This is a genomic window from Streptomyces triculaminicus (genome assembly GCF_017349075.1).
Lineage (GTDB): Bacteria > Actinomycetota > Actinomycetes > Streptomycetales > Streptomycetaceae > Streptomyces > Streptomyces triculaminicus.
Window position 1 is genome coordinate 137819 of the sequence record NZ_JAFMOF010000003.1, and the last position, 26082, is coordinate 163900.

General features: G+C 71.0%; 19 protein-coding genes and 2 pseudogenes. 12 read left to right on the top strand and 9 right to left on the bottom strand.

Annotated features, from left to right (window positions below; all coding sequences use genetic code 11):
• Window positions 1–2: 2 nt before the first annotated feature.
• Window positions 3–1312 (bottom strand): annotated as a pseudogene (locus J1792_RS19240) (APC family permease); the annotation flags it as partial.
• A gap of 67 nt (window positions 1313–1379) precedes the next feature.
• On the opposite strand from J1792_RS19240, the gene J1792_RS19245 reads away from it, so the two are divergent.
• Both J1792_RS19245 and ppgK read left to right on the top strand, forming a co-directional pair.
• On the top strand, window positions 1380–2369 hold the full coding sequence (locus tag J1792_RS19245) for a 4-hydroxy-3-methylbut-2-enyl diphosphate reductase (RefSeq protein ID WP_179199051.1): 990 nt from the start codon (window positions 1380–1382) through the stop codon (window positions 2367–2369).
• Between the two features lie 30 nt (window positions 2370–2399).
• Window positions 2400–3164 (top strand): polyphosphate--glucose phosphotransferase, encoded by a 765-nt coding sequence (gene ppgK / locus J1792_RS19250; RefSeq protein WP_086573695.1) that lies wholly within the window; start codon window positions 2400–2402, stop codon window positions 3162–3164.
• On the opposite strand, the gene J1792_RS19255 is transcribed toward ppgK, so the two are convergent.
• Window positions 3061–3465, bottom strand: coding sequence for a DUF6542 domain-containing protein (locus J1792_RS19255; RefSeq protein ID WP_207247899.1), 405 nt, complete (start codon window positions 3463–3465; stop codon window positions 3061–3063). The two genes, ppgK and J1792_RS19255, sit on opposite strands and share 104 nt — an antisense overlap.
• A gap of 386 nt (window positions 3466–3851) precedes the next feature.
• Here J1792_RS19255 and ychF point away from each other — a divergent pair, with 386 nt between their 5' ends.
• Window positions 3852–4940 carry a redox-regulated ATPase YchF gene (ychF, locus tag J1792_RS19260; RefSeq protein WP_086571820.1) on the top strand — a complete coding sequence of 363 codons (1089 nt, stop codon included), beginning with the start codon at window positions 3852–3854 and terminating at the stop codon, window positions 4938–4940.
• Between the two features lie 49 nt (window positions 4941–4989).
• On the opposite strand, the gene J1792_RS19265 is transcribed toward ychF, so the two are convergent.
• Entirely contained in the window at window positions 4990–5571 is a 582-nt protein-coding gene (locus J1792_RS19265; RefSeq protein ID WP_086571818.1) for a Uma2 family endonuclease, read from the bottom strand.
• A gap of 245 nt (window positions 5572–5816) precedes the next feature.
• Between J1792_RS19265 and J1792_RS19270 the strand changes: the two genes are divergently transcribed.
• From J1792_RS19270 to J1792_RS19295, 6 genes are all read left to right on the top strand, one after another.
• Window positions 5817–6569 carry a GntR family transcriptional regulator gene (locus tag J1792_RS19270; protein WP_086571821.1) on the top strand — a complete coding sequence of 251 codons (753 nt, stop codon included), beginning with the start codon at window positions 5817–5819 and terminating at the stop codon, window positions 6567–6569.
• 248 nt (window positions 6570–6817) lie between these two features.
• Window positions 6818–8461, top strand: coding sequence for an APC family permease (locus J1792_RS19275; RefSeq protein ID WP_086571816.1), 1644 nt, complete (start codon window positions 6818–6820; stop codon window positions 8459–8461).
• 153 nt (window positions 8462–8614) lie between these two features.
• The gene (locus J1792_RS19280; protein WP_086571814.1) at window positions 8615–8794 is read left to right on the top strand and encodes an SPOR domain-containing protein; all 180 of its coding nucleotides are present in this window, start codon (window positions 8615–8617) and stop codon (window positions 8792–8794) included.
• A gap of 132 nt (window positions 8795–8926) precedes the next feature.
• Window positions 8927–9343: a (deoxy)nucleoside triphosphate pyrophosphohydrolase gene (locus J1792_RS19285; RefSeq protein ID WP_086571812.1), complete on the top strand. Its 417-nt coding sequence runs from the start codon at window positions 8927–8929 to the stop codon at window positions 9341–9343.
• A gap of 172 nt (window positions 9344–9515) precedes the next feature.
• Window positions 9516–9935, top strand: a complete 420-nt coding sequence (locus J1792_RS19290; protein WP_086571810.1) for an ATP-binding protein — start codon at window positions 9516–9518, stop codon at window positions 9933–9935.
• A 131-nt stretch (window positions 9936–10066) separates the two neighbouring features.
• Window positions 10067–12643 carry a SpoIIE family protein phosphatase gene (locus J1792_RS19295; RefSeq protein WP_307843048.1) on the top strand — a complete coding sequence of 859 codons (2577 nt, stop codon included), beginning with the start codon at window positions 10067–10069 and terminating at the stop codon, window positions 12641–12643.
• A gap of 183 nt (window positions 12644–12826) precedes the next feature.
• Here J1792_RS19295 and J1792_RS19300 read toward each other — a convergent pair.
• From J1792_RS19300 to J1792_RS19325, 6 genes and pseudogenes are all read right to left on the bottom strand, one after another.
• A pseudogene (locus tag J1792_RS19300) lies at window positions 12827–13810 on the bottom strand (IS481 family transposase).
• A gap of 133 nt (window positions 13811–13943) precedes the next feature.
• A complete protein-coding gene (locus tag J1792_RS19305; RefSeq protein WP_207247900.1) occupies window positions 13944–15596 on the bottom strand; it encodes a TPM domain-containing protein in 1653 nt (550 codons plus the stop codon).
• 102 nt (window positions 15597–15698) lie between these two features.
• Entirely contained in the window at window positions 15699–16478 is a 780-nt protein-coding gene (locus J1792_RS19310) for a succinate dehydrogenase/fumarate reductase iron-sulfur subunit (RefSeq protein WP_086572021.1), read from the bottom strand.
• Entirely contained in the window at window positions 16475–18439 is a 1965-nt protein-coding gene (locus J1792_RS19315) for a fumarate reductase/succinate dehydrogenase flavoprotein subunit (protein ID WP_086572023.1), read from the bottom strand. Before J1792_RS19315 ends, J1792_RS19310 begins: the two co-directional genes overlap by 4 nt.
• An 11-nt stretch (window positions 18440–18450) precedes the next feature.
• Window positions 18451–19290 carry a succinate dehydrogenase subunit SdhC gene (sdhC, locus tag J1792_RS19320; RefSeq protein ID WP_086572025.1) on the bottom strand — a complete coding sequence of 280 codons (840 nt, stop codon included), beginning with the start codon at window positions 19288–19290 and terminating at the stop codon, window positions 18451–18453.
• Between the two features lie 52 nt (window positions 19291–19342).
• The gene (locus J1792_RS19325) at window positions 19343–19633 is read right to left on the bottom strand and encodes an Rv0250c family protein (protein WP_086572027.1); all 291 of its coding nucleotides are present in this window, start codon (window positions 19631–19633) and stop codon (window positions 19343–19345) included.
• Between the two features lie 281 nt (window positions 19634–19914).
• Here J1792_RS19325 and J1792_RS19330 point away from each other — a divergent pair, with 281 nt between their 5' ends.
• The 3 genes from J1792_RS19330 (at window position 19915) to J1792_RS19340 (ending at window position 26063) form a co-directional block, all read left to right on the top strand.
• Window positions 19915–21945, top strand: a complete 2031-nt coding sequence (locus J1792_RS19330; RefSeq protein ID WP_372446133.1) for an ABC transporter family substrate-binding protein — start codon at window positions 19915–19917, stop codon at window positions 21943–21945.
• Window positions 21946–22121: 176 nt separating this feature from the next.
• The gene (gene typA / locus J1792_RS19335) at window positions 22122–24026 is read left to right on the top strand and encodes a translational GTPase TypA (RefSeq protein WP_086572029.1); all 1905 of its coding nucleotides are present in this window, start codon (window positions 22122–22124) and stop codon (window positions 24024–24026) included.
• 405 nt (window positions 24027–24431) lie between these two features.
• Window positions 24432–26063, top strand: a complete 1632-nt coding sequence (locus J1792_RS19340) for a peptide ABC transporter substrate-binding protein (RefSeq protein ID WP_086572031.1) — start codon at window positions 24432–24434, stop codon at window positions 26061–26063.
• The last annotated feature ends 19 nt before the right edge of the window (window positions 26064–26082 follow it).

Below are 26082 nucleotides of genomic sequence, written 5' to 3' on the forward strand. Positions count from 1 at the left end.
CCCAAGCCGGCGACCAGCCACACCCCGCCGACCTGCTGGGCCGCGGGGAGGCCTCCACGATCACCGCGATCACCACCGCCAGCCCCAGCAGCGGCACCACCACATGCCGTACGAGCCCCACCCGCTCCCCGCGCCCCCGCACCCCGAACCACGCGATCACCGACGCGTGCAGCAGGCCGAAGGCCACGAGCGCGCCGATGTCGACCACCGACACCAGCCGGTCCAGGCCGTCGTCGCGACGGGCCGCCCACACCGCCGCGATCAGGGTCACCAGGGCCGCGCTCAGCACGGCGGGGCGGGGGACGCCCGAGCCGCGGTCGACCTTCGCCAGCAGGGACGGCAGCCGGCGGTCGCGGGCCATCGCGAACAGCAGGCGGCCCGCCGCGGCCTGACCCGCCAGCGCGGCGAAGGCCGCGCCGATCGCCTTGCTCGCCGCCACCAGGTCGTGCAGCCACCGGCCGGTCGCCGCGTCGACCGTGTCGTAGAACGCGGCCCCCTGCGCGGCCGGGTGCGCCGCCAGCGCGGCCGGGGACATCGGGGCCAGCAGAGCGGCGAGGTAGCTCTGCACGGCGAAGAGCACGCCCGCCACGGCCAGGCAGGTGACGACCGCGCGCGCCACCTTCCCCGAGCCGCCCGCCGACTCCTCGGCGAAGGCCGCGATCGCGTCGAAGCCCAGGTACGACAGGACCGCCACCGACACCGCCCCCAGCACCGCCCCGGGCGCGAAGCCCCCTTCCCCGGTCAGCGGCGACAGCCAGCCGCGGCGGGGGCCGTCCTGGGCCAGCGCGACGGCCGCCGACACCACGAAGACGGCCAGCACCGCGAGCTCCATGGCCAGCACCAGGAAGCCCGCCAGCGCCGCCGCCCGTACGCCCCAGAGGTTCAGCCCGGTCGTCACGACCACCGCGATCGCCGTCCACACCCACTGCGGCACGGCCGGCACCAGCGCGTGCAGGGCGATGCCCGAGAAGAGGTACGCGACCGCCGGGATGAGGGCGTAGTCCAGCATCGCCATCCAGCCCGCGACGAAGCCCGGCCCCTCGCCGAGGGCCACGCGCGCGTACGTGTAGACCGAGCCCGCCCGGGGGGCCACGCGCACCATCTGCGCGTAGGAGTACGCCGTGAAGGCCATGGCCGCCGTCGCCACGAGGTACACCAGCGCGATCGCCCCGTGCGCCTTCGCCGAGAGGGTGCCGAAGACGCCCACCGGCGCCATGGGGGCGATGAACAGCAGGCCGTAGACGACCAGGTCGCGGAAGGACAGGGTCCGGCGCAGCGTGCCGACGCCGGCGACGGGGGAGGGTGCGGCCATGGGGTCAGTATTCGGGCGCTTGGGCCCGGCGGCGGCGGGGCCACGCCGGTCCGCGCGGGCCCTTACGATGGACCGCATGACTGCTACCCCCGCCCGCAAGGTTCTGCTCGCCGCCCCCCGTGGCTACTGCGCGGGCGTGGACCGTGCCGTGATCGCCGTGGAGAAGGCGCTGGAGCAGTACGGTGCCCCCGTCTACGTACGGCACGAAATCGTGCACAACAAGTACGTGGTCAAGACGCTGGAGCAGAAGGGCGCGATCTTCGTCGACAGGACGGAGGAGGTGCCCGAGGGCAACATCGTCATGTTCTCCGCCCACGGCGTCGCCCCGGTGGTCCACGAGGAGGCCCGGCGGGGCAAGCTGGCGACGATCGACGCCACGTGCCCGCTGGTGACCAAGGTGCACAAGGAAGCCGTCCGCTTCGCCAACGAGGACTACGACATCCTCCTCATCGGTCACGAGGGCCACGAGGAGGTCATCGGCACCAGCGGCGAGGCCCCCGACCACATCACCATCGTCGACGGCCCGGAGGACGTGGCCAAGGTCGAGGTCCGCGACGAGAACAAGGTCGTGTGGCTGTCGCAGACCACGCTCTCGGTGGACGAGACGATGGAGACCGTCGACGCCCTCAAGGGCCGCTTCCCCAACCTGCTCTCCCCGCCCAGCGACGACATCTGCTACGCCACGCAGAACCGCCAGACCGCCGTGAAGCAGATGGGCGCCGACGCCGACCTGGTCATCGTGGTGGGCTCCAAGAACTCCTCCAACTCGGTGCGCCTGGTCGAGGTGGCGCTGGGCGCCGGCGCCCGCGACGCGCACCTGGTGGACTACGCCGAGGAGATCGACGAGACCTGGCTCGAGGGCGTCTCGACGGTCGGCGTGACCTCGGGCGCCTCGGTCCCGGAGATCCTCGTCGACGGCGTGCTCGAGTGGCTCGCCCAGCGCGGCTACGCGGACGTCGAGCTCGTCCGTGCGGCCGAGGAGAGCATCACCTTCTCGCTGCCCAAGGAGCTGCGCCGCGACCTGCGCGCCGAGGCCAAGGCCGCCACCGAAGGGTGATCAGCCCCGTCCGCGCCTAGGCTGCTGGGCATGGACGTATTCGGCGTGGACATCGGCGGATCGGGCATCAAGGGCGCTCCGGTGGACCTGGGGCGCGGCGAGATCGCGGAGGAGCGCTTCAAGGTGCTCACCCCGCACCCGGCCACCCCGGACGCGGTCGCCGACTGCGTCCGGCAGGTGGTCAGGCACTTCGGCCGGCCCGTCGGCCAGGTCGGTGTGACGTTCCCCGGCGTGGTGGTCGGCGGTACGACCCGCACGGCCGCCAACGTCGACAAGAGCTGGATCGGCCGGGACGCCGCCGGGCTGCTCGGCGAGCAGCTCGGCACGCCGGTGACCGTGCTGAACGACGCGGACGCGGCCGGTCTGGCCGAGATGACCCACGGCGCCGGGCGCGGACGCACCGGCACCGTCGTCGTGCTCACCTTCGGCACCGGCATCGGCAGCGCGGTCTTCATCGACGGGCGGCTGGTGCCCAACACCGAGCTCGGCCACCTGGAGCTGCAGGGGCACGACGCCGAGACCCGCGCCTCCACCCGGGCCAAGGAGGACGAGGACCTCAGCTGGAGCCGCTGGGCCAAGCGGGTGGGGCGCTACCTGGCACACGTGGAGATGCTCTTCTCGCCCGAGCTGTTCGTGATCGGCGGCGGCGTGAGCCGGAAGGCGGGGAAGTTCCTGCCCCTGATCGAGGGCGTCAGCGCCGAGGTCGTGCCCGCTCAGCTGGAGAACAACGCGGGGATCGTGGGGGCCGCGATGGCCGCTTCCGCTGCTCCTTCCGCGCCCTCTTCCGCAGCCTGATCAGCACGACCCGCCGGACCAGCGCGATCAGCGCGGCCAGCAGCGTGCCCGCGTAGAGCCAGCCGGCGCTCAGCGACAGCATGGTGACCAGGCTCATCAGTCGGCCGCCCAGGCCGCCCGTGCCGTCGCTGACGGCCACCGCCCCGACCGCGTAGGCGATCGGCGCGCTCACGGGGGCGGTCATCAGGTCGGCGGGGCGCACCCACAGCGCGCAGGCCGCGGCGGCGATCACGAAGAACACGCCGTAGACCCGGGGCGAGCCGCCCAGCAGCGCCGCGTCCAGGGCGCCGACGGCCAGCATGGCCAGCGCCGTGAGCAGTCCGCTGCCGAGCCCCGTCAGCCGGGGCGAGGGAAGGCGCCGGACCAGCGGGGAAGCCGGTCGGCGGGGCCGGGGTCGCTCGGGGCGGCGCCCTGGCTCTGTCCTACGGGAACGGCGGGGCGGGGCACGGGGACCCGCGCCGGGCCTTGCGCTGGGGGATGCGCGTGCTGGGTTGCTCCACCCGACCAAACTAGGTGGGGTCGGACGGGGAATCCCGCGTTGGACACGCCGGAGGCACCTCGTTGGCCGTGTGTTCGGGGAATCCTCCGTGCGGGGACCGTGTGCGACGCGGACCCGTAGACTGGATGACCGGGCGCGTCACGGGGCGCGGAACCCTCGCACTACGGGAACAAACGGGAAGTCGCCACGTGTCGCTCACGATCGGAATCGTCGGTCTGCCGAATGTCGGCAAGTCGACCCTGTTCAACGCCCTGACCAAGAACGACGTCCTGGCGGCCAACTACCCCTTCGCCACGATCGAGCCCAACGTGGGCGTCGTCGGCGTCCCGGACGCCCGGCTGAACAAGCTCGCGGAGATCTTCGGCTCGCAGCGGATACTGCCCGCCACGGTCGACTTCGTCGACATCGCCGGCATCGTGCGCGGCGCCTCCGAGGGCGAGGGCCTGGGCAACAAGTTCCTGGCGAACATCCGCGAGTCCGACGCGATCTGCCAGGTCATCCGCGCGTTCAAGGACGAGAACGTCGTCCACGTCGACGGCAAGGTCTCGCCGAAGGACGACATCGAGACCATCAACACCGAGCTGATCCTGGCCGACCTGCAGTCGGTGGAGAAGGCGGTCCCGCGCCTGACCAAGGAGTCGCGCCTCCAGAAGGAGAAGGTCGCCGTCCTCGCCGCCGTCGAGGAGGCCAAGGGCATCCTCGAGTCCGGCCAGACCCTGTTCTCGGCGGGCATCACCAAGGGCACCGAGCGCGGTGACCTCCTGCACGAGCTGCACCTGCTCACCACCAAGCCCTTCCTCTACGTCTTCAACGTGGACGAGGACGAGCTGGTCGACGAGGACTTCAAGAACGAGCAGCGCGCGCTGGTCGCCCCGGCCGAGGCCATCTTCCTCAACGCCAAGATCGAGTCCGAGCTCATCGAGCTGGACGACGACGAGGCGCTGGAGCTGCTGCAGTCCATGGGCCAGGAGGAGCCCGGTCTCGCCACCCTGGGCCGCGTCGGCTTCGACACCCTGGGCCTGCAGACCTACCTCACCGCCGGTCCCAAGGAGACCCGCGCCTGGACGATCAAGAAGGGCGCCACGGCCCCCGAGGCGGCCGGTGTGATCCACACCGACTTCCAGAAGGGCTTCATCAAGGCCGAGGTCATCTCCTTCGACGACCTGGTCGCCGCCGGCTCCGTCACCGAGGCCCGCGCCGCCGGCAAGGCGCGCATGGAGGGCAAGGAGTACGTGATGGCCGACGGCGACGTGGTGGAGTTCCGCTTCAACGTCTGACGACCACAGCGAAGGGCCGCACTCGGGGAGTGCGGCCCTTCGGCGTTCCTCAGCCCTTGCCGCCCGGGGTGAGCTTGTCCAGGTCGAGGCCGATCCCGAACGGGACGGGGCGCTGGAGGGCGTGGCGGAAGATGCCGGCGGGCGCGTAGGCCATGGTGGGCACGTCCAGCTCGTAGACGTGGACGACGGGAGCGCCGCCCTCGTCCTCGATGCACCAGTAGTGAGGAATTCCGGCGCGTGCGTATTTCTGCAGCTTGACCGTGCGATCACGGTGTGCGGACTCGGGCGAGACGACCTCCACCACGAGTTCGACGTCCTCCGGTGCGAACCAGGTGCGGTCGGGGTCGTAGGGCGTCCTGGTCACCAACAGATCAGGCTCGGGGCGGTTGCGGTCGTCGAGCCGGATGGTCATCTCCCGCTCGACCTCGAAACCGTCCGGCACCTGGTTCATGAGTGTCGTGGTCAGGGCGGTGACGAGGCGGCCGTGCCAGGACCGCTGCGGCGACATCATGAAGACGAGGGCTCCGTCGATCAGCTCGGTGTGGCGGGGGGCTTCCGGGAGGCGGTCCAAGTCCTCCGCGAACCAGCCTTCCCTGCGCGGCGGGCGCATCCAGTCGGGCAGTGCGGTCATGGACTCACGGTAGCCGTCCCCGGTGGCGTCGTGCAGGGGCGCGGACTTTTGTCACCGCTTGTCCGGCCATCCCCGCATAGTTGCGGAATTGCCGCCGGAGAGTGCGCTGCGCATGTGTCCCGGGATCTCACCTACACACCGCTGAGCTGCAATTCACCACATCTGGTGATTCCTTGGCCTAGAGTTGCGGACCGCAACCCACCGTTGCCAAGCTGTTGCGGACTGTCAACCCCTTGGGAGTGGACGTGGCCTTCGGTGATCAGCCCGCATACCTTCGCGTCGCCGGTGATCTCCGGCAGAAAATCGTCGCGGGTGAGCTGCCGCCGCACACCCGCCTTCCCTCCCAGGCGCGCATCCGGGAGCAGTACGGCGTCTCCGACACCGTCGCCCTGGAGGCCCGCAAGGTCCTGATGGCGGAGGGGCTCGTCGAGGGACGCTCCGGATCGGGCACGTACGTCCGTGAGCAGCCCGTGCCGCGTTCCGTGGTGCGTACGGGCTACCGGGCGGTCGGGGAGTCCACGCCGTTCCGGCAGGAGCAGGCGGACGACCGCGTCAAGGGCACGTGGGAGTCCCGCAGCGAGCAGGGCGTGGCCGACACGTCCCTCGCCCGCCGGCTGCGGATCGGGCTCGGGGACCGGGTGATGCGCACCGACTATCTGTTCCGCTCCGGCGGCGAGCCGAGCATGCTCTCGACCTCCTGGGAGCCTCTGGCGCTCACCGGGCGCACCCCCGTGATGCTGCCGGAGGAGGGGCCGCTGGCGGGGCGGGGCGTGGTCGAGCGGATGGCTGCCATCGACATCGTCGTCGACAACGTGACCGAGGAGGTCGGGGCCCGTCCGGGGCTCGCCGAGGAGACCCTCGCGCTGGGCGGCGTCCCCGGCCACTGCGTGCTGGTGGTCTCGCGGACGTACTTCGCGGGCGGCTGTCCGGTGGAGACGGCCGACGTGGTGATGCTCGCCGAGCGGTTCCGGGTCGCGTACCACCTCCCGGTGAAGTAGGCGTGAACCACATATGAACTGACTCCGGAGTCAGTGATGTAACCCCGCCCGCTGGTCCGTACCAGCGGGTAGGAAGTGTCCTGCTTGCCCCGGTTTTCCCTGCTTTGGTGAGCCGCTCCCTACTGTTGTAAAACTCACATCGTCCCAGGTCGAGGCCCTTTGGCGGAATCAAGCAGGCCAAATCGCTCGTACGATGGCGCGGTTTGTGTCCTGTCCGTGGGGGAGTAGAAGCAAAGGAGATCCGGGGCTTGAGTACCGAACAGGGTTCGACCTCCAATTACCGCCGGACCCTCGGCACGACGGCGCTGACCGCCGTCGGCCTCGGGTCGATCATCGGCTCCGGCTGGCTGTTCGGTGCCGAACGCGCCGCCGTGCTCGCCGGACCGGCCGCCATCTTTGCCTGGGTCATCGGCGCCGTCGTGGCGCTGACCATCGCCCTGACGTACACCGAGCTCGGCTCGATGTTCCCCAAGGCGGGCGGCATGGTGCGGTACGGGCAGTTCTCGCACGGCTCGCTGGCCGGTTACATGGCCGCCTGGGCCAACTGGATCGCGATCGTCTCCGTCATTCCCGGCGAGGCCACCGCGTCCATCCAGTACATGAGCTCGTGGAAGTTCGACTGGGCGGGCAAGCTCTTCGACGGCAAGGAGCTCACCGGGACCGGCCTCGCGGCCGCCAGTGTCCTGGTGGTCTTCTACTTCTTCCTGAACTGGTTCGCGATCACGCTGTTCGCCAAGACGAACAACGCGATCACCGTGTTCAAGGTCGTGGTGCCGGCGCTGACCGCGGGTGCGCTGATCTTCGCGCACTTCGACACCAGCAACGTCGGCTCCGCCCACGGCGGCTTCGCCCCCAACGGCTGGAGCGCCGTCTTCAGCGCCGTCGCCGTCGCGGGCATCGTCTGGGCCTTCAACGGCTTCCAGTCGCCGCTGAACATGGCCGCCGAGGCCCGTAACCCCGGCAAGTCGCTGCCGAAGGCCGTCGTCGGCTCCATCCTGATCGCGCTGGTCATCTACATCGCGCTGCAGGTTGCCTTCCTGATGGCCGTCCCCGCCGCGGACCTCTCCGGCGGCTGGAACACCCTGGCCTACAAGTCCCCGCTGGCGGACCTCTCCATCACCTGGGGCCTGAACTGGCTGGCGCTGCTGCTCTACGCGGACGCCTTCATCTCCCCGTCCGGCACCGGCATGATCTACGCGGCCACCACCTCGCGCATGATCAACGGTGTCCAGGAGAACGGTCACCTGCCGAAGGTCTTCGGCAAGGTCGACCCCAAGACCGGTGTGCCGAAGCCGGCCCTGCTGCTCAACCTGGTGATCTCCTTCATCTTCCTGGCCGTCTTCCGCGGCTGGGGCTCGATCGCCGAGATCGTCGGTGTGGCCACGGTCATCTCGTACATCACCGGCCCCGTCGCCGTGATGTCGCTGCGCCGCATCGCCCCGGACATGAAGCGTCCGGTCAAGCTCAAGGCCATGCCGGTCATCGCCCCCATCGCGATGATCTTCGGCTCGCTGGTCATGTACTGGGCGCGCTGGCCGCTCACGGGCAAGGTCATCTTCATCATGGCCATCGGCCTGCCGATCTGGGCCTGGTACGAGCTGCGCAAGCCGTGGGCCGAGCTGAAGCCGCACCTGCAGGCCGGCGCCTGGATGGTGACCTACCTGCTGGTCATGGCGTTCGTCTCGTGGGCCGGTGGCAGCGAGTTCGGCGGCAAGGGCTACCTGGCCCAGGGCTGGGACATCGTCGTGGTTGTCCTGATCGCGCTCGCGTTCTACCTGTGGGGCGTGCGCAGCGCGTGGCGCAACCCGACGCTTGTTCAGGTCGAGAAGGAAATGAAGGACGCCCAGGCGGTCGAGGAGAAGGACGAGGCGGAGCTCGCCGAGGCCAAGTAACCCTCACGGGTGGCCGAATGCGTACCTCTTCGTGAAAACCCGTATCCGCTGCGTAAAGGTCGGGCGTACGCTCGGGCATATGCGGACTGCGGTTTCTTCGGAAGTCACCGAAGGGCGTGCGCCGGTGCGCGCGGCGACGGGAGGGCAGGGGCGATGAACGACACCGGACCGGTCCTGCCCTGGCTGGTGATCCGCCAGGACGAGAACGGCAACCGCTACCGCGTCGGGCGCTACGCCACCAGAACCGAGGCGGAACGGGTGGCCGACCGGCTGGACGCGGAAGGCCGTCGCCGGCTGTACATAGTCGAGCGGGTCGGGCGCGCCATCCCCTAGTCGCTTCCCGGGACGGGGGCGCGCGACAGAGCGCGCCCGCCTCCGGGAGTGCGCCCCCGGGGCGGCGCTTCCCAGGCCCGGCGTCGCCCCGGGCCCGGCACCTCAAGGTGCCGGGCCCTACGCTTTCCCCTCATGGCGACAGTGCGCGTGGTGGTGGGCGGAGCGGTGTTTGATCAGGGGCGGCTGCTGGCCGCACGGCGCAGCGCCCCGCCCGAGCTGGCCGGCCGGTGGGAGCTGCCCGGCGGCAAGCTGGAGCCCGGCGAGAGCGCCGAGCAGGCGCTCGTACGGGAGCTGCGCGAGGAGCTCGGCGTCGAGACGGAGCCGCTGGAGCGCCTCGCGGGGGAGTGGCCGCTGAAGCCCGGCTACGTCCTCCAGGTCTGGACGGCACGGCTGGTGGCCGGTGAGCCCCGCCCGCTGCAGGACCACGACGAGCTGTGCTGGCTCACCCCCGACCGCGTCGACGACGTCGACTGGCTGGAGCAGGACCGACCCGCGGTGGCCCTCGCGGCCCGGCGGCTCGCCGCCATGGACCAGGCTCCGCCGCGGTGACCCTTCCGTACCGCCGCCGACCTGGGCGGTCCACGCCCGGTGTACGCCGAACGCGGCAACTCTCGCGGACGGAGCCGGGTGATGAAGATAGTCCGACCCTCATTCCGGGTATGTGCTGATTATTAGCCCCAAAGCCGGACATGCCGGTGTGGGGTCGCCAGAGGTCTGGGAAGTGGTCGGCGTGAGCGACAGCGCAGGGACCTTGGAATGGACGCCCGGCTTCGCCGAGTGGAGCTTCCCCGCCGAGGCCGGCGCCGTGCGCACCGCCCGCACCCTGGTGCGCGACACCCTGCGCCAGTGGGGGCTCGAGGCCGTCACCGACGTCACGGTCCTGCTGGTCAGCGAGCTCGTCACCAACTCCCTGCGCTACGCCAGCGGGCCCATCGGCGTCCGGATGTACTCCCACGCCGGCCCCAGCCTGCTCGTGGAGGTCTCCGATCCGCTTCCGGATCCGCCTCGCGAACGCGTGGCCGAACCCGACGACGAGGGCGGCCGCGGACTGCAGCTGGTGGCACTGGCTTCCCGCCGCTGGGGTACCCGCCCGGGCAGCACCGGAAAGACGGTGTGGTTCGAGCTCAGTCTGCCCGGTTAGTAACCCGGGGAGAAGACATAGCGGGTTGAGACCGTGCTGTGATCGTGAAGTCCGTGTTCCGAAGGGCCCCTGTGCTGGATACTCGGCCTTCTGATGCCGGTGCGAGCACATGAGCCGGAGGGGACGGGCACGTGAGCGAAAAGCCAGCGGGTACTGCGGGCAGGCCAGAGGGTACGGACTCCACTTCGCTGTGGCAGAACAGCCCGCCCGGGTCGCTGTACGACTACATCCGCGTGGCGTCGTTCTCCCTGGGCTCCGACGGCCGGATCGAGCAGTGGAGCGAGCGGGCGAGCGAACTCTTCGGAATAGCGGCCCGGCACGCCGTCGGCAGGAACCCCCTCGAGGTGTTCACCCCCGCCGACGAACGCCACGACCCCTCGCGCCCCGCCCCGCCCTTTCTCGCCGAGGGCGGCCTCGACGGACGGGCCTGGACCGGACTCGTCCCCTACCAGCGGGGAACCGACCGCCAACAGGGCCTCGCCGAGATCTATGTGATGCCCAGTGAGAACGCCGACGGGGAACGCGCCGCGCTCTGCGTGGCCGTCGACGTCCGGGCCCTGCGGGGAATAGAGACCGACATCGCCGCGTCGGAAGCCGTTTTCGGCCAATCTCCGCTCGGCTTCTTCTTCTTCGGCACCGACCTCACCCTGCTGCGCGTCAACGAGAGTTTCGCCCAGACTTTCGGACGCCCCGCCTCCTGGCACCGCGGCCGCACCCCCCACGACTTCCTGCCCCGCACCGAGGCCGAACGGCTGACCGCGGCACTGCGCCAAGTCCTCGACACCGGCAAACCCATGGCCGACATTCAGCTCGTCGGCCCGGTCCCCGGACACAGCGAGCGGCGCCGCTGGTCGGTTTCGCTGTACCGGCTGCACAGCGGCAGCGGACGGCCGATCGGGGTGGCCGCCATCGCCACCGACGTCACCGGCCGGCGCCGCGCCGAGCGGGAGGCCGCCGGCGTACGCCGCAACCTGGCCCTCCTCAACGAGGCCGGCGCGCGCATCGGCAACTCCCTCGACCTGGAGACCACCGCCCGCGAGCTGCTGGACGTCGCCGTCCCGCAGTTCTGCGACCTGGCCTCCGTCGACCTCTACCAGGGCCTGCTCGTCGGCGACGAGGCCCCGCCCGGCCTCGCCGACGGCAGCGCCGAGCTGCGCCGCGTGGCCTACTCCAGCGCGGTGTCCGGGGCGCCCCTCGACGAGGCCGACTCCAAGCCCATCCAGGTCGGCGAGGTCCACCGCTACCCCTTCCACTCGCCCTGCGCCCAGGCCCTGCGCACCGCCCATGTGCAGGTCGTCCCCGGCCGCGAGGGCGACGACGGCCCCGAGCTGGGCGCCGTCGTGCAGTCCACCCTCGCCGTGCCGATGGTCGCCCGCGACACGGTCGTGGGCCTCGCGCAGTTCTCCCGCACCAAGGGCAGCGAGCCCTTCGGCGAACGCGACACCGCCCTGGCCGTCGAGCTCGCCGCCCGCGCGGCCGTCTGCATCGACAACGCCCGGCTCTACCGCCGCGAGCACGAACGCGCCCTGATACTGCAGCGCAGCCTGCTGCCCCCCGGCGACCCCGAGGCCGCCGGCGTGGAGATCGCCTGCCGCTACCTCCCGGGCAACGCGGCGACCGAGGTGGGCGGCGACTGGTTCGACGTGATCGAGCTGCCCGGGCACCGCACGGCGCTCGTCGTCGGCGACGTCATGGGCCGCGGCCTGCGCGCCGCCGTCGCCATGGGCGAGCTGCGCACCGCCGTCCGCACCCTGGCCATGCTCGACCTCGAGCCCGCCGAGGTGCTCTCCGCCCTCGACGAGATCGCCCACGGCCTGGGCCGCCCCGGCGGCAAGCAGTCCGCCTCGCGCGGGGTGCGCGGCAGCGTCCGCCCGGCCGACCTCTCCGAGGTCTACCTCGCCACCTGCGTCTACGCCGTCTACGACCCGGTCACCCGGCGCTGCACGGTCGCCAACGCCGGGCACCTGCCCCCGGTCCTGGTCGAGGCCGGTCAGCCCGCGGTGCTGCTGGAGGTGCCGCCCGGCATGCCGCTGGGCGTGGGCGGCGAGCCGTTCGAGGAGACCGAGATCGAGCTCCCCGACGGGGCGCTGCTCGCCCTCTACACCGACGGCCTCGTCGAATCCCGCGACCATCCCCTCGACGAGGGCCTGCAGGCCTTCCGCGAGGCTCTCTCCGACCCCGAGCGCCCCCTGGAGGACGTCTGTGACCACGTCCTCGGCGCCCTGGACACCCACCACGGCGAGGACGACATCGCCCTCCTCATGGCCCGCCTGCGCGGCCTGCGCCACGACTGCGTGGGCGACTGGACCCTGCCGCCCGAGCCCCGCTCGGTCGCCCGGGCCCGGGAACTGGCCCGCGACCAGCTCGAGAGCTGGGGCATGACCGACCTGGTCGACACCACCGAACTGCTCGTCAGCGAGCTGGTGACCAACGCCCTGCGCTACGGCGAGGGCGAGATCCGGCTGCGCCTGCTGCTGGACCGCACCCTGGTCTGCGAGGTCTGGGACGGCGGTCACGTCCAGCCGCGCCGCCGCCGGGCCCGTGACACCGACGAGGGCGGCCGCGGCCTGCAGCTCGTGGGCCTGCTCAGCGCGGCCTGGGGCAGCCGGCGCATCCCGCACGGCAAGACGGTCTGGTTCGAGCTGGGCCTGCCGGAGGAGGGCTCGCCGGCCCCGGACGCGGTGGAGGCCCTGCTGAGCCTGTACTAGGGCGTGTCCGATGGGTCGGCACGGGCCCTGCGGCTCCCCCAGCTACCGCTGGGAGGCGCCCCCAGCACGGCACCTCGCTGCGTTGTCGCATCGCCCAAGGACGCCCAGCCCGAGGGAGACGCTCCGCCTTGCGATGCACCGCACCAGACGCCGCAGGACCCGCACCGACCCATCGGACACGCCCTAGGTGTATCGACCCGGAGCGTTGTTCACGCGGCTGATGGGCGGCTTGCCGCCCAGTGCGGTGTGGCAGCGGTGGTGGTTGTAGGTGTGGAGGAAGTCTGCCAGGGCCGCTGTCCGCTCGGTGTTCGAGCGGTAGGGCCGCTGGTAGGCCCATTCATCGAGCAGGGTGCGGTTGAAGGGTTCGACCTTGCCGTTGGTCTGGGGCCGGTAGGGGCGGATCTTCTTGTGGGTGATGCCGGCCGCGGTCAGGGCTTGGGTGAACTGCTTGGACTTGTAGCAGGAGCCGTTGTCGGTCAGGACCCGCTCGACGCTGATTCCATGGGCTGCGAAGAACGCATTGGCCCGGGCTCAGAAGGCGATGGCGGTGTGCTGGCGTTCGTCGGTGAGGACTTCGCTGTAGGCCAGGCGGGAGTGGTCATCGACCGCGGAGTGGATGTAGGAGTAGCCGATCACCGGCGTGCTGCTTTTGCGCTGGCCGGTGGTGGCCTGCCGGTTGCGGTCGCCTGCGGTTCGGCCCACCACGCGCCAGCCGCCGCCGTCGGGGATGTTGCCGAGCTTCTTGATGTCGACGTGGACGAGTTCGCCCGGTCGGTCGCGTTCGTAGCGGCGGATCGGCTCTCCGGTGGGCCGGTCCAGCCAGGCCAGGCGGCCCAGGCCGTGACGGGTCAGGATCCGGTGCACGGTCGAGGCGGGCAGGCCTAGGATCGGGCCGATTCGGGCTGGGCCGAGTTTCCGGCTTCTGCGCAGGTCGCAGACCCGGGCCTCGACCGCAGGGCGGGTGCGGTGCGGTGTCGTGTGCGGGCGGCTGGAACGGTCGTGGAGTCCGGCTTGGCCTTCGGCCCTCCAGCGGCGGACCCATTTGTGGGCGGTCGGCCGGGATATGCCCATCTCGGCCGCCACGTGCGCGACGGGACGCCCGGCCAGGACCCGTTCGACCAGGATCCGCCTGCCGTGAACAGTCAGCCGGGCATTACGGTGGGACACGAAGACCTCCGTGTGTGGTGTGGAGCCTAGACACCTCCACCACACCGGAGGTCTTCGCCATGATCAAGACCCGGTCCGCGTTAACAACGCTCGTGATCAATACACCTAGGCCGCCGGGAGGCCCGCCGGGGGCTCACCCGGTCAGCCGCGCCCGTGTCCCCCCGCCGCCGAACGTGGCCGGCAGCAGCCCCGCCAGGACGACGCCGCCCAGCTCGGCGGAGCCGGCCACGTCCCGCTCGGCCAGGGCCCGCGCCGCCCCGGCCAGCTCCTTGGCGCGCAGCGCCGCCGTGACCGTCGTGGCCCCGGCGAGCTCTCGTCCGGCCGCCGCGAGGCGGGTCCGGGCCGGGCAGCCGACCGCGCCGCGGTGGGTGGCGACGTAGTCCTCGGCGGCGGCCACCTCGCCGCGCGCGGCGAGCACCGCGCGGGCGGCGAGGTCGGCCGGCGCGGTGCGGGTCAGCGCGTGCAGGCGGCGCAGCGCCGCCGAGGTGATGGCGCGGCCCTGGGCGAGGGCGACCTCGGCCGTGCGCAGGGAGGTCACGGCCCGGGCGGGGGAGCCCACGAGCAGCGCGGAGCGGGCCTCGGCGAGGGCGGCGTCGGCGAAGGCGAGGCGCTCGCGGGCCCGGGCGGGGTGGTCGGCGACGAGGTCGAGGGCGGGCCCGGCGCGGCAGCGGGCGAGGGCGGTGAGCGCGGCCTCGGCGGCGCCGACGCGCGGCGCGAGCGCGCGGGCCGCGGCCTCGGCGCGCTCCAGGATCAGGGCCGGGTCGGCTCTCAGGCCGCGCAGGCGGTCGAAGGCCTCGGACTCCGCGTCCAGGCGGCGGTTGGCGCTGGTGCAGCGGGAGCAGATCTCGTCGAGAGCCTGGCGCCGGACGTCGGCGTCCTCGTGCGGCGACTCGTCGAGGCGCAGGCGCAGCCGGAAGGCGTCGGCGAGCTCGCCCCGGGCGTAGGCGACGGCCTCCGCGAAGGGCCGGGTGGCCTGGGCGCCCCGGTGCGCGGTCGCGAAGACCATCTCCTCGGCGCTGGTGCGGACGGCTTCGTCGGTGGCGACGAGGTTCAGCGCGGCCTCCGCGTCCAGCTCCGGCAGCGGGGTGAGGGGCTGGGCCAGGCGGGCGAGCCCGGGTGGGGTGGTGGTGGCGAGCACGGGGCGGTCGCGGGTGACCCCGGCCCGGCGGCGCGCGGCCCGGCCGCGCCGGGTGCAGACGTAGATCCCGCCGACGCACAGCGCGGCGCCCCCGGCCACCGGCATCCAGGTGCCCCGTTCGCCGGGGACGAGCCCGTCGCCGCCGGGGTCGCGGCTGCCGGGGCGGATGGCGGGCGGGCGTACGGGCTCGCCGCGCAGGACGGCCGTGTAGCCGTCGGCGGCGCCGACGGCGGCCCCGGCCCAGTCGTGTTCGCGCACGGCGGGCGCGATGGCGATGGCGGCGACGCGGGCGAGCTGGTTCTTGCGGAGGCCGGAGTCCTTGTCGGCGGAGACGGCGAACATGCGCGGGTTGGTGGCGACGGCGAGCAGGAGCTCCTGGGGCCCGAGGCCGTTGCGGTCGGCGGTGGCGTCGGCCCACTTGGTGCCGGAGCGGCCGGAGAAGTCGTGGACGTAGATGACGTACAGCTGGATGTGGTGGGCGGCGTTGAGACGGTCGAGCGCCGCCTCGACCTGGCCGCGGCGGCGCCCGAGGGCGCCGACCGTGTCGGTGACGCGGCTCGTGGCGTCCAGGTCCAGCGGTGTGTCGGCGTGGGCGGGGGGCGGAGCCGGAAGCAGCAGGGCGCACAGCGCGAAGAAGGCGCTGACCATAGCCCAGCTCCGCGCCCCCGGCCCGTACCGCCACGAAAGCCGCGTCACATTTTGGAGCGTATGACCGGAATGGCCGACCCGCTACCGGGAGGGCCCGAGCTACTACGGAGCGTGTTCGGCTCCCCGGCGGCGGATCTTGTTCCCCAGCCAGACCAGCGGATCGTAGGACCGGTCGACGACCCGTTCCTTCAGCGGGATCAGCGCATTGTCCGTGATCTTGATGTGTTCGGGGCAGACCTCCGAGCAGCACTTGGTGATGTTGCAGTACCCCAGCCCGTGGTCCTCGCGCGCCCCGCGCCGCCGGTCGAGGCCCTCCTCGGCCGCCGCGTCCAGCGGGTGCATGTCCAGCTCGGCCACGCGCATCAGGAAGCGCGGCCCGGCGAAGGCCGTCTTGTTCTCCTCGTGGTCACGCACCACATGGCAGGTGTCCTGGCACAGGAAGCACTCGATGCACTTACGGAACTCCTGCACCCGGCCCACGTCCTCCTGGTGCATCCGGTACTCGCCGGGCTTGAGGTGCGCGGGCGGCACGAACGACGGCACCTCGCGGGCCTTGGCGTAGTTGTACGACACGTCCGTCACCAGGTCCCGTACGACCGGGAACGCCCGCATCGGCGTCACCGTGATCGTCTCGGCCGGGTCGAAGACCGACATCCGGGTCATGCACATCAGTCTCGGCCGGCCGTTGATCTCCGCGCTGCACGAGCCGCACTTGCCCGCCTTGCAGTTCCAGCGCACGGCCATGTCGGGCGCGGCCGTGGCCTGCAGACGGTGGATGATGTCGAGGACGACCTCGCCCTCGTTGACGGTGACCTCGTAGTCGACGAGACCGCCGCCGTCCGCATCGCCCCGCCACACCTTGAAGCGGGCCTGATAACTCATGACGTGAGCTCCTCGTCGGTCAGGTACTTCCTCAGCTCTTCCTTCTCGAAGAGCTCCAGCAGATCGCCCCTGATCGGCGGCGTCTCCAGGCGCTCCAGCCGGATCAGCCCGAGGACCGAGTCGGCGGCGGCGGGCTCGGCGGACTCGTCGGCCAGCCGGCAGACCAGGTTGACCCGCCGCCAGCGCCGGTCCATCCCCGGATGGTCGTCGCGGGTGTGCCCGCCCCGGCTCTCCTCGCGCTCCAGCGCCGCCCGCGCCACGCACTCGCTGACCAGCAGCATGTTGCGCAGGTCCAGGGCCAGGTGCCAGCCGGGGTTGAACTGCCGGTGCCCCTCCACGCCCGCCCGCCGGGCCCGCGCCCGCAGCCCGGCCAGGCGGTGCAGGGCCTCCTCCATCTCGCTCGCCCTGCGGATGATGCCGACCAGGTCGCCCATGGCCTGCTGCAGCTCCTGGTGCAGGGTGTACGGGTTCTCGGCCACGCCCCCGGAGGCGTTCCCGGCGGCCTCCGCGCCGAACGGGCGCAGCGCCTCCGCCTCGGCCAGCTCGATGTCCGCCTCCGCCACCGCGGGCGCCGCACCGGTGGCGAAGGCGGCCGCGTAGCGGGCCGCGTGCAGCCCGGCGCGCCGGCCGAAGACCAGCAGGTCGGAGAGGGAGTTGCCGCCCAGCCGGTTGGAGCCGTGCATGCCGCCCGCGACCTCGCCGGCCGCGAACAGCCCCGGCACCCCGACGGCCGCCGCCGTGTCCGGGTCGACCTCGACGCCGCCCATCACGTAGTGGCAGGTCGGGCCGACCTCCATGGGTTCGGCCGTGATGTCGACGTCCGCCAGCTCCTTGAACTGGTGGTGCATCGAGGGCAGCTTGCGCTGGATCGCCTCGGCGGACATCCGGGTGGAGACGTCCAGGAACACCCCGCCGTGCGGGGAGCCCCGCCCGGCCTTGACCTCGGCGTTGATGGCCCGTGCCACCTCGTCGCGGGGGAGCAGCTCGGGCGGGCGGCGGTTGTGGTCGGGGTCGGTGTACCAGCGGTCGCCCTCGGCCTCGGACTCCGCGTACTTCTCCTTGAAGACGTCCGGGACGTAGTCGAACATGAACCGCTTGCCGTCGCTGTTGCGCAGCACCCCGCCGTCGCCGCGGACGGACTCGGTGACCAGGATGCCCTTGACGGACGGCGGCCAGACCATGCCCGTGGGGTGGAACTGCACGAACTCCATGTTGATCAGCCGGGCCCCGGCCAGCAGCGCCAGCGCGTGCCCGTCGCCGGTGTACTCCCAGGAGTTCGAGGTCACCTTGAACGACTTGCCGATGCCGCCGGTGGCCAGCACCACGGACGGCGCCTCGAGCACGAAGAACCGCCCGGACTCGCGCTCGTAGCCGAAGACCCCGGAGACCCTGCCGCCCGCGGCGGAGCCGCTCTTGGACGGGGCCTTGAGCACACGGGTGACCGTGCACTCCTGGAAGACCTTCAGCCGGGCCTCGTAGTCGCCGTACTCCCGCTCGTCCTCCTGCTGCAGCGAGACGATCTTCTGCTGGAGGGTGCGGATCAGCTCCAGGCCCGTACGGTCGCCCACGTGCGCGAGGCGGGGGTACTCATGGCCGCCGAAGTTGCGCTGCGAGATCCTCCCGTCGGGCGTGCGGTCGAAGACCGCGCCCCAGGTCTCCAGCTCCCACACCCGGTCGGGGGCCTCCTGCGCGTGCAGCTCGGCCATCCGCCAGTTGTTGAGGAACTTGCCGCCGCGCATCGTGTCGCGGAAGTGCACCTGCCAGTCGTCGTTGCTGTTGACGTTGCCCATGGAGGCGGCGATGCCGCCCTCCGCCATCACCGTGTGCGCCTTGCCGAACAGCGACTTGCAGATCACCGCGCAGCGCAGCCCCTGCTCGCGGGCCTCGATGGCGGCGCGCAGCCCGGCGCCCCCCGCGCCCACCACGACCACGTCCCAGGCCTGCCGGTCCACCCGTGTCATCAGTAGGCCTCCTAGAAGAAGCGCGGATCGTCGAAGGCGCCACTGGCGACCAGATAGACATAGAGATCGGCGACCGCCACGCTCACCAGGGACGCCCAGGCGAGCTGCATGTGACGGGCGTTCAGGACGCTCACCCACGTCCACATGCGGTAGCGCACCGGGTGCTTGGAGAACGTGCGCAGCCGCCCGCCGACGATGTGCCGGCAGGAGTGGCAGGAGAGGGTGTACGCCCAGATCAGCGCGATGTTGGCGAGCATCACCAGGGTGCCCAGGCCCATGTGGCCCCACGCGCCGTTCTCGTCGCGGAAGCCCAGCGCCGCGTCGTAGGTGAGCACCCCGGCCACCAGCACCGCGAAGTAGAAGAAGTAGCGGTGGATGTTCTGCAGGACCAGCGGGAAGCGGCTCTCGCCGGAGTACTTCGCGTGCGGCTCGGGCACCGCGCAGGCCGGGGGCGAGGCCCAGAAGCCCCGGTAGTAGGCCTTGCGGTAGTAGTAGCAGGTCAGCCGGAAGCCCAGCGGGAAGATCAGCACCAGCAGGGCGGGCGACAGGGCCCACCACGAGCCGACGATCTCCCAGTCGGCGCCGCCGGGCATGTCCGCGCAGTTCTCCGCGAGGCAGGGCGAGTAGAAGGGCGAGACGTAGGGGGCGGCGTAGTAGTCGCTGCCCGCGAAGGCCCGCCAGGTGGAGTAGACGATGAACGCCAGCAGGCCGGCCGCCGTGGCGGCGGGCTGCAGCCACCAGCGGTCGCGGCGCAGGTGGCGGGCCGGGATCGCGGCGCGCGTGGCGTGGTGGACGCCGCGCGCGGAGCGATCCCCGGCCGCGGAGGTATCGGGTTCGGTTCCAGTGGCCAAGAGGGACTCCGGTGAGGAGTGGGACGAAGGGGGACGCCGCTGCCGGGAGCGGTCAGGGGGCGTGCCCGCGGGAGCCGAGGCCCTCGTCCTCCGCGTCCTTCCACAGCGAGGCGTCGTACGGGGCGTCGGGGATCAGCACCATGGCCTGCCGGGACGCGCCGGCGGGGCGGGCCGCGCCGTTGCCACGCAGAAGGGCGACGCTCTCGCGCAGATGTCCGGCATCCGTGCGGACCCGCCGCACCTCCAGGCCGCCTTTGCCCAGCCGCTGCTCCAGCCGGCGGATCGAGCGGTCCATATCGTCGAGACAGCGCTGAATGGTGGTCAGTTCATCTTCAACGGACATGATGTGGCCTTCCGCTTCGGCGATTGCGGGTGGCGCCCGGTCATGCGACAGAGAGTGTCGCGCGTCACACCCCTCGAGGGGAAGATAGCCGTCGGGATCAGGCCTTCGGGGGAACGCGCTCGCGTGGCGCCGCCGGCCGCCGATCGTTCCCCCAGGTGGGTGGCGTGGCCGCGAGCGGCGACGTGTCGGCATGTCTTCGAGCGGGCTCTCGCCTTCAGTGGGCGGCAACACCGGCAGCACACACGGCACGGGCGGTGGACGCCCGGCGGAGGTGGCACCCCATGTCGTCCATGCCCACGCGGCGCACCCGCCGCTTCGCCGTTCTCGTCACGGCGGCGGCGCTGCTGCCCCTGCCCGTGCTGGCCGGCTGCTCCGGCGGGGGCGACGCCGGCGGGGGCGACGACGCCCCGGCCGTGGCCCAGGACATCGGCGCCGCCCCCCGCGCCAAGGTCGCCGACCGGGGCACCCTGAACTGGGGCGTGGACGCGCTGCCCGCCACCTACAACACCTTCCAGACCGACGCGGACGCCGCCGGCCACCGGGTCGCGGGGGCCGTGCTGCCCACCCTGTTCACCCTGGACGGCCGCGGCCGCCCGCGCCGCGACCCCGACTACCTGGCGTCCGCCGAGGTCAAGCAGCGCGAGCCCCGCCAGGTCGTGGTCTACCGGCTCAACCCCAAGGCCGTCTGGAGCGACGGCACCGCCGTCACCGCGGCCGACTTCGAGGCCCAGTGGAAGGCGCTGCGCGGCAAGGACAGCGCCTTCTGGGCCGCGCACCACGCCGGCTACGACCGCATCGACCGGGTCGAGCGCGGGGCCACCGAGCGGGAGGTCAAGGTCACCTTCGCCAAGAACTACGCCGACTGGACCTCGCTGTTCACCCCGCTCTACCCCAGGTCGGTCATGGGCACCCCCGCCGCCTTCAACGACGCCTCGCGCAAGCAGCCGCCGCTCGCCGCCGGCCCCTTCACGGTCGGCTCCCGCGACGACGAACAGGGCAAGCTGACGCTCGTACGCAACCCCCGGTGGTGGGGGGACAAGGCCAAGCTGGACCGCCTGGTGCTGCGGGCCGTGCCGCGCGACAAGCGCGTCGAGGCGCTGGCGACCGGCCGGCTCGACATCGCCGAGATCAACCCCGGCGCCGCCGAACGCATCACGAAGGCGAACGCCGCGAAGAAGAAGGACCGGTCCGACAAGGGCCGGCAGCCGAGCTCCGGCGCCCCGTCCGTCGGCGGCGACAAGAGCGACAACAAGAGCGGCAACGGGAGCGACAGCAAGGGCGACAAGCCCCGCGCCGCCGACGCGACGGCCCTGCGCGGCCTGGTCGTCCGCCGTTCCCTGGAGCCCGCCTACACCCAGCTCGCGCTCAACGGCGCCTCCGGCCCGCTCGCCGACGAGCGCGTACGCCGAGCGATCGCCCGCGCCGTGGACCGCAAGGCCATCGCCGAGTACGTGCTCAAGCCGCTGGGGCTGCCCGTCGCGCCCCCCGGCAGCCACGTCCTGGTCGCCGGGCAGCCCGGCTACTCGGACACGAGCTCCGCCATCGGCTCCCTCGACCCCAAGGCCGCCCAGGCCCTCCTCGCCGACGCCGGCTGGAAGGAGGGGCACGGCGCGGCCCCGCAGAAGAAGGCCGTGGGCAGCCTGCCCGCCGTCCCGCTGGCCAGCCGGACGGCCGCGGACGGGCACAGCGCCCAGCCGGACGAGGGCGAGGCCGACCGGCCCGACGGCACGGACGGCAAGGGCGCCCGCGACACCGGCGGCAAGGCCATGGCCGGCCCGGCGCGCTACAAGGACGGCAAGAAGCTGATGCTCCGCTTCGTCCTGCCCAAGGGCGCCGGCGGCGAGCCGCTGCGGGCCGTGGGCGAGCGGATCGCCCGCCAGCTCGACGCCATCGGCATCCGCACGGAGATCGTCAAGGTCGACGACGCGAGCTTCTTCAAGGACCACATCGCCTCCGGCGACTTCGACCTGGCCCTCTACGGCTGGCCCACCGGCGCCTACCCCGCCACCGACGCCCGGCCGATCTTCGCCAAGCCCCAGCCGGCGGCCGACGGCTCGCTGATCGTCGAACAGAACTACACCCGCGTCGGCACGGACCAGATCGACCGGCTGTTCGACCAGGCCTCGAGCGAGCTGGACCCGGAGGTCTCCCACGACCTGATGGCCCGGGCCGACGCCCGGATCTGGGCGGTGGCCGCGGCCATCCCGCTCTACCAGCGCCCGGAGCTGGTGGGCACCCGCAGGAAGGTGGCCAACGCCGGCGCCTTCGGACTGGCGACCCCGCGCTACCAGGACCTCGGATTCCTGCGCTGAAGCCCCTGATCGATACGGTATAACCGCAGGTCACACAGTGTGCTCACGGCCCTGGGCGGCCGAATGCGGCGGCGCCCCGTACCATGGAAGAGGCCGCGGCGTGATTCTGCCCGGCAGGGCGCGCGTGCCGGACCGTACGCGCCGCCATCCACGATTCCGGGAGAAGCGCCGCCAGTATGCCCACGCGCCACGACATTCGTAACGTCGCCATCGTCGCCCACGTCGACCACGGCAAGACGACCATCGTCGACGCCATGCTCAAGCAGGCCGGCGCCTTCGCCGCCCACCAGCTCGACTCCGTCGACGACCGGGTCATGGACTCGAACGACCTGGAGCGCGAGAAGGGCATCACGATCCTCGCCAAGAACACGGCGGTGAAGTACCACCCCAAGGACGGCGGCGAGCCGATCACCATCAACATCATCGACACCCCCGGCCACGCCGACTTCGGTGGCGAGGTCGAGCGCGGTCTGTCGATGGTGGACGCGGTCGTGCTGCTGGTGGACGCCTCCGAGGGCCCGCTGCCGCAGACCCGCTTCGTGCTGCGCAAGGCGCTCGCCAAGCGGATGCCGGTCATCCTGTGCATCAACAAGACCGACCGCCCCGACTCCCGGATCGACGAGGTCGTCAACGAGACGTACGACCTCTTCCTCGACCTGGACGCCGACGAGGACCAGATCGAGTTCCCGATCGTCTACGCCTGCGGCCGTGACGGCGTCGCCTCGCTGACCAAGCCGGAGGACGGCACCGTCCCCGCGGACAGCACCAACCTGGAGCCGTTCTTCTCCACCATCCTGGAGCACGTCCCGGCCCCGACGTTCGAGGAGGAGGCGCCGCTCCAGGCGCACGTCACCAACCTCGACGCCGACAACTTCCTCGGCCGTATCGCGCTGCTCCGCGTCGAGCAGGGCGAGCTGCGCAAGGGCCAGACCGTCGCGTGGATCAAGCGTGACGGCACGGTCTCCAGCGTCCGCATCACCGAGCTGATGATGACCGAGGCCCTCACCCGCAGGCCCGCCGAGGTGGCCGGCCCGGGTGACATCTGCGCCGTCGCCGGTATCCCCGACATCATGATCGGCGAGACCCTGGCCGACCCGGAGAACCCGATCGCGCTGCCGCTGATCACGGTCGACGAGCCGGCGATCTCCATGACCATCGGCACCAACACCTCGCCGCTGGTCGGCCGTGGTGGCACGGGCAAGGGCGCGGACGCCAAGTCCGCGGTCAAGGACCGCAAGGTCACCGCCCGCCAGGTCAAGGACCGTCTGGACCGCGAGCTGGTCGGTAACGTCTCGCTGCGAGTCCTGGACACCGAGCGCCCCGACGCCTGGGAGGTGCAGGGTCGTGGTGAGCTGGCGCTGGCCATCCTGGTCGAGCAGATGCGCCGCGAGGGCTTCGAGATGACCATCGGCAAGCCGCAGGTCGTCACCAAGCAGGTCGACGGCAAGACCTACGAGCCGGTCGAGCGCCTCACGGTCGACGTGCCCGAGGAGCACATGGGCGCGGTCACGCAGCTCATGGGCACCCGCAAGGGCCGCATGGACAACATGTCCAACCACGGCTCCGGCTGGGTCCGCATGGAGTTCGTCGTCCCGTCCCGTGGCCTGATCGGCTTCCGTACGGAGTTCCTGACGAACACCCGCGGCACCGGCATCGCCCACTCCATCCACGAGGGCCACGAGCCGTGGTTCGGCGAGCTGAAGACCCGTAACAACGGCTCCCTGGTCGCCGACCGCGCCGGTGCCGTCACCGCCTTCGCGATGACGAACCTCCAGGAGCGCGGCGTGCTCTTCACCGACCCGGGCACCGAGGTGTACGAGGGCATGATCGTCGGCGAGAACTCCCGCGCCGACGACATGGACGTCAACATCACCAAGGAGAAGAAGCTCACCAACATGCGCTCTTCTTCCGCCGACTCCTTCGAGGCGATCGTCCCGCCGCGCAAGCTGTCGCTGGAGCAGTCCCTGGAGTTCTGCCGCGACGACGAGTGCGTCGAGGTGACCCCGGAGGCGGTCCGCATCCGCAAGGTCGTCCTGGACCAGAAGGAGCGCGGCCGCACCGCTTCCCGCGCCAAGCGCTGACCTATTCCGGCCAAGCGCTGACCCTTTCCGCCGAAGGCCCGGCACCCCGCAGCACACGGGGCGCCGGGCCTTCGCCGTTCCCGTGTCCGGATAACGCGCTCAGCGCACCGGATGTCGTGTTAACAGTCCGTTTCGTAGGTGTCTGTCTGCACTGCGTTTGTCCGGATTTCGAACCTCGCGAGGTGATCGATGTGACCAAAGCGAGACCCTATAAGTGTGGTTTAAAGGGCGGTCGTACCCAATAGTTGGGTTCACTGAGCTCGGGTCAACGGGTCACGCGCTGTTGGGGAGCGCCGACTCACGAGCACACTCGAGGTGCCGGTTCCGTCTCCGCTGTCAGGGGTGTCAGCGTGGGGCCGGCGCCTCATCTTGTAGTGATAGTGGACTCATGAGGAGGGCATTCCCATGCGCGGTGCCAAGAGCGCTACCTGGGTCGCGATGGCCACTGCCGTTGCGCTGACAGCTACGGCCTGTGGTGGCGGTGGAAGTGACAGTGGGGACGACAACGCTGCTGTCAACCCCGACGGCACCTACACGTACTACAACGTCGAGCCGCAGAACCCCATCATTCCGAGCAACACCAATGAGGTCGGCGGCGGTTACATCGTCAAGAACCTCTTCCGCAGCCTGGTGGGCTTCGACGAGAAGTCGAAGCTGCGCATGGAGGCGGCCGAGAGCATCGAGTCCTCGGACAACCAGCACTTCACCGTCAAGCTGAAGCCGGGCTGGAAGTTCCACAACGGCGAGCCGCAGACCGCCGCGTCCTTCGTCGACGCGTGGAACTGGGCGTCCAACGGCAAGAACGCCCAGCTGAACGCCTCCTGGTTCGAGCCGATCAAGGGCTACGCGGACGTCCACCCGGAGAAGGGCGACCCGAAGGCCGACAAGCTGGAGGGCCTGAAGGTCGTCAACGACCTCGAGTTCACCATCGAGCTGACGAAGCCTGTCTCCACCTTCAAGGAGCAGCTCTTCTACGACGCCTTCTCCCCGCTGCCCAAGGCGTTCTACAAGGACACCAAGGCGTTCGGCGAGCACCCGATCGGCAACGGCCCGTACCAGATGGACGGGGACTGGTCGCACAAGGTCGAGTTCAAGACCAAGAAGTTCGCCGACTACAAGGGTGACGACAAGCCGAAGAACGGCGGCGTCATCTTCAAGTTCTACAACAAGGACGACGCGGCCTACAACGACCTCGTCTCCGACAAGCTCGACATCATGTACCAGGTGCCCAACTCCATGGCGGGCCAGTTCAAGAACGACCTGGGCAAGCGCGCCATCAGCCAGATGTTCGGTGGCAACACCAACATCTCCTTCCCGCTGTACGAGGGCGACTGGGGCAAGCCGGAGAAGGTGAAGGTCCGTCAGGGCCTGTCCATGGCGATCGACCGCGAGACCATCGCCAAGACCGCGCTCAAGGGCAGCAAGGACGCGGCCGACGGCATCACCCCGAAGGTCGTCGAGGGCTACCAGGCCAACTCCTGTGGTGAGTTCTGCAAGTTCAACCCCACCAAGGCCAAGGAGCTCATCAAGGAGGGCGGCGGCGTTCCGGGCAACAAGGTCACCCTCACCTACAACGCCGACGGCGCCAACAAGGAGTGGGCGGACGCGGTCTGCAACGACATCCGTCAGAACGGCGGCGTCGAGTGTGTGACCGACCCGAAGCCGACCTTCCAGCAGGCCCGCACGGACATCACCGAGCGCCACATGAAGAGCGCCTTCCGCATGGCCTGGGTGCAGGACTTCCCGAACATCCAGAACTTCATCTCGGCGCAGTACCGGACCAAGGCCGGTGCCAATGACATGGAGTTCAGCAACAAGGATGTCGACGAGCTGATGGACAAGGCCGACGCGGCCAAGACCATCGAGGAGTCGAACAAGCTCTACGCCGAGGCCGAGAAGAAGATCCTCCAGGAGAGCATGCCCTCCATCCCGCTGTTCTTCGACCACACCCTCGCCGGCTACTCCAAGAAGGTGCAGAACGTGAAGTTCGACTCCTTCCGTCAGGCGATCTGGACCGACGTCGAGGTCAAGAAGTAACCGGGACAGGCTTGCAGTG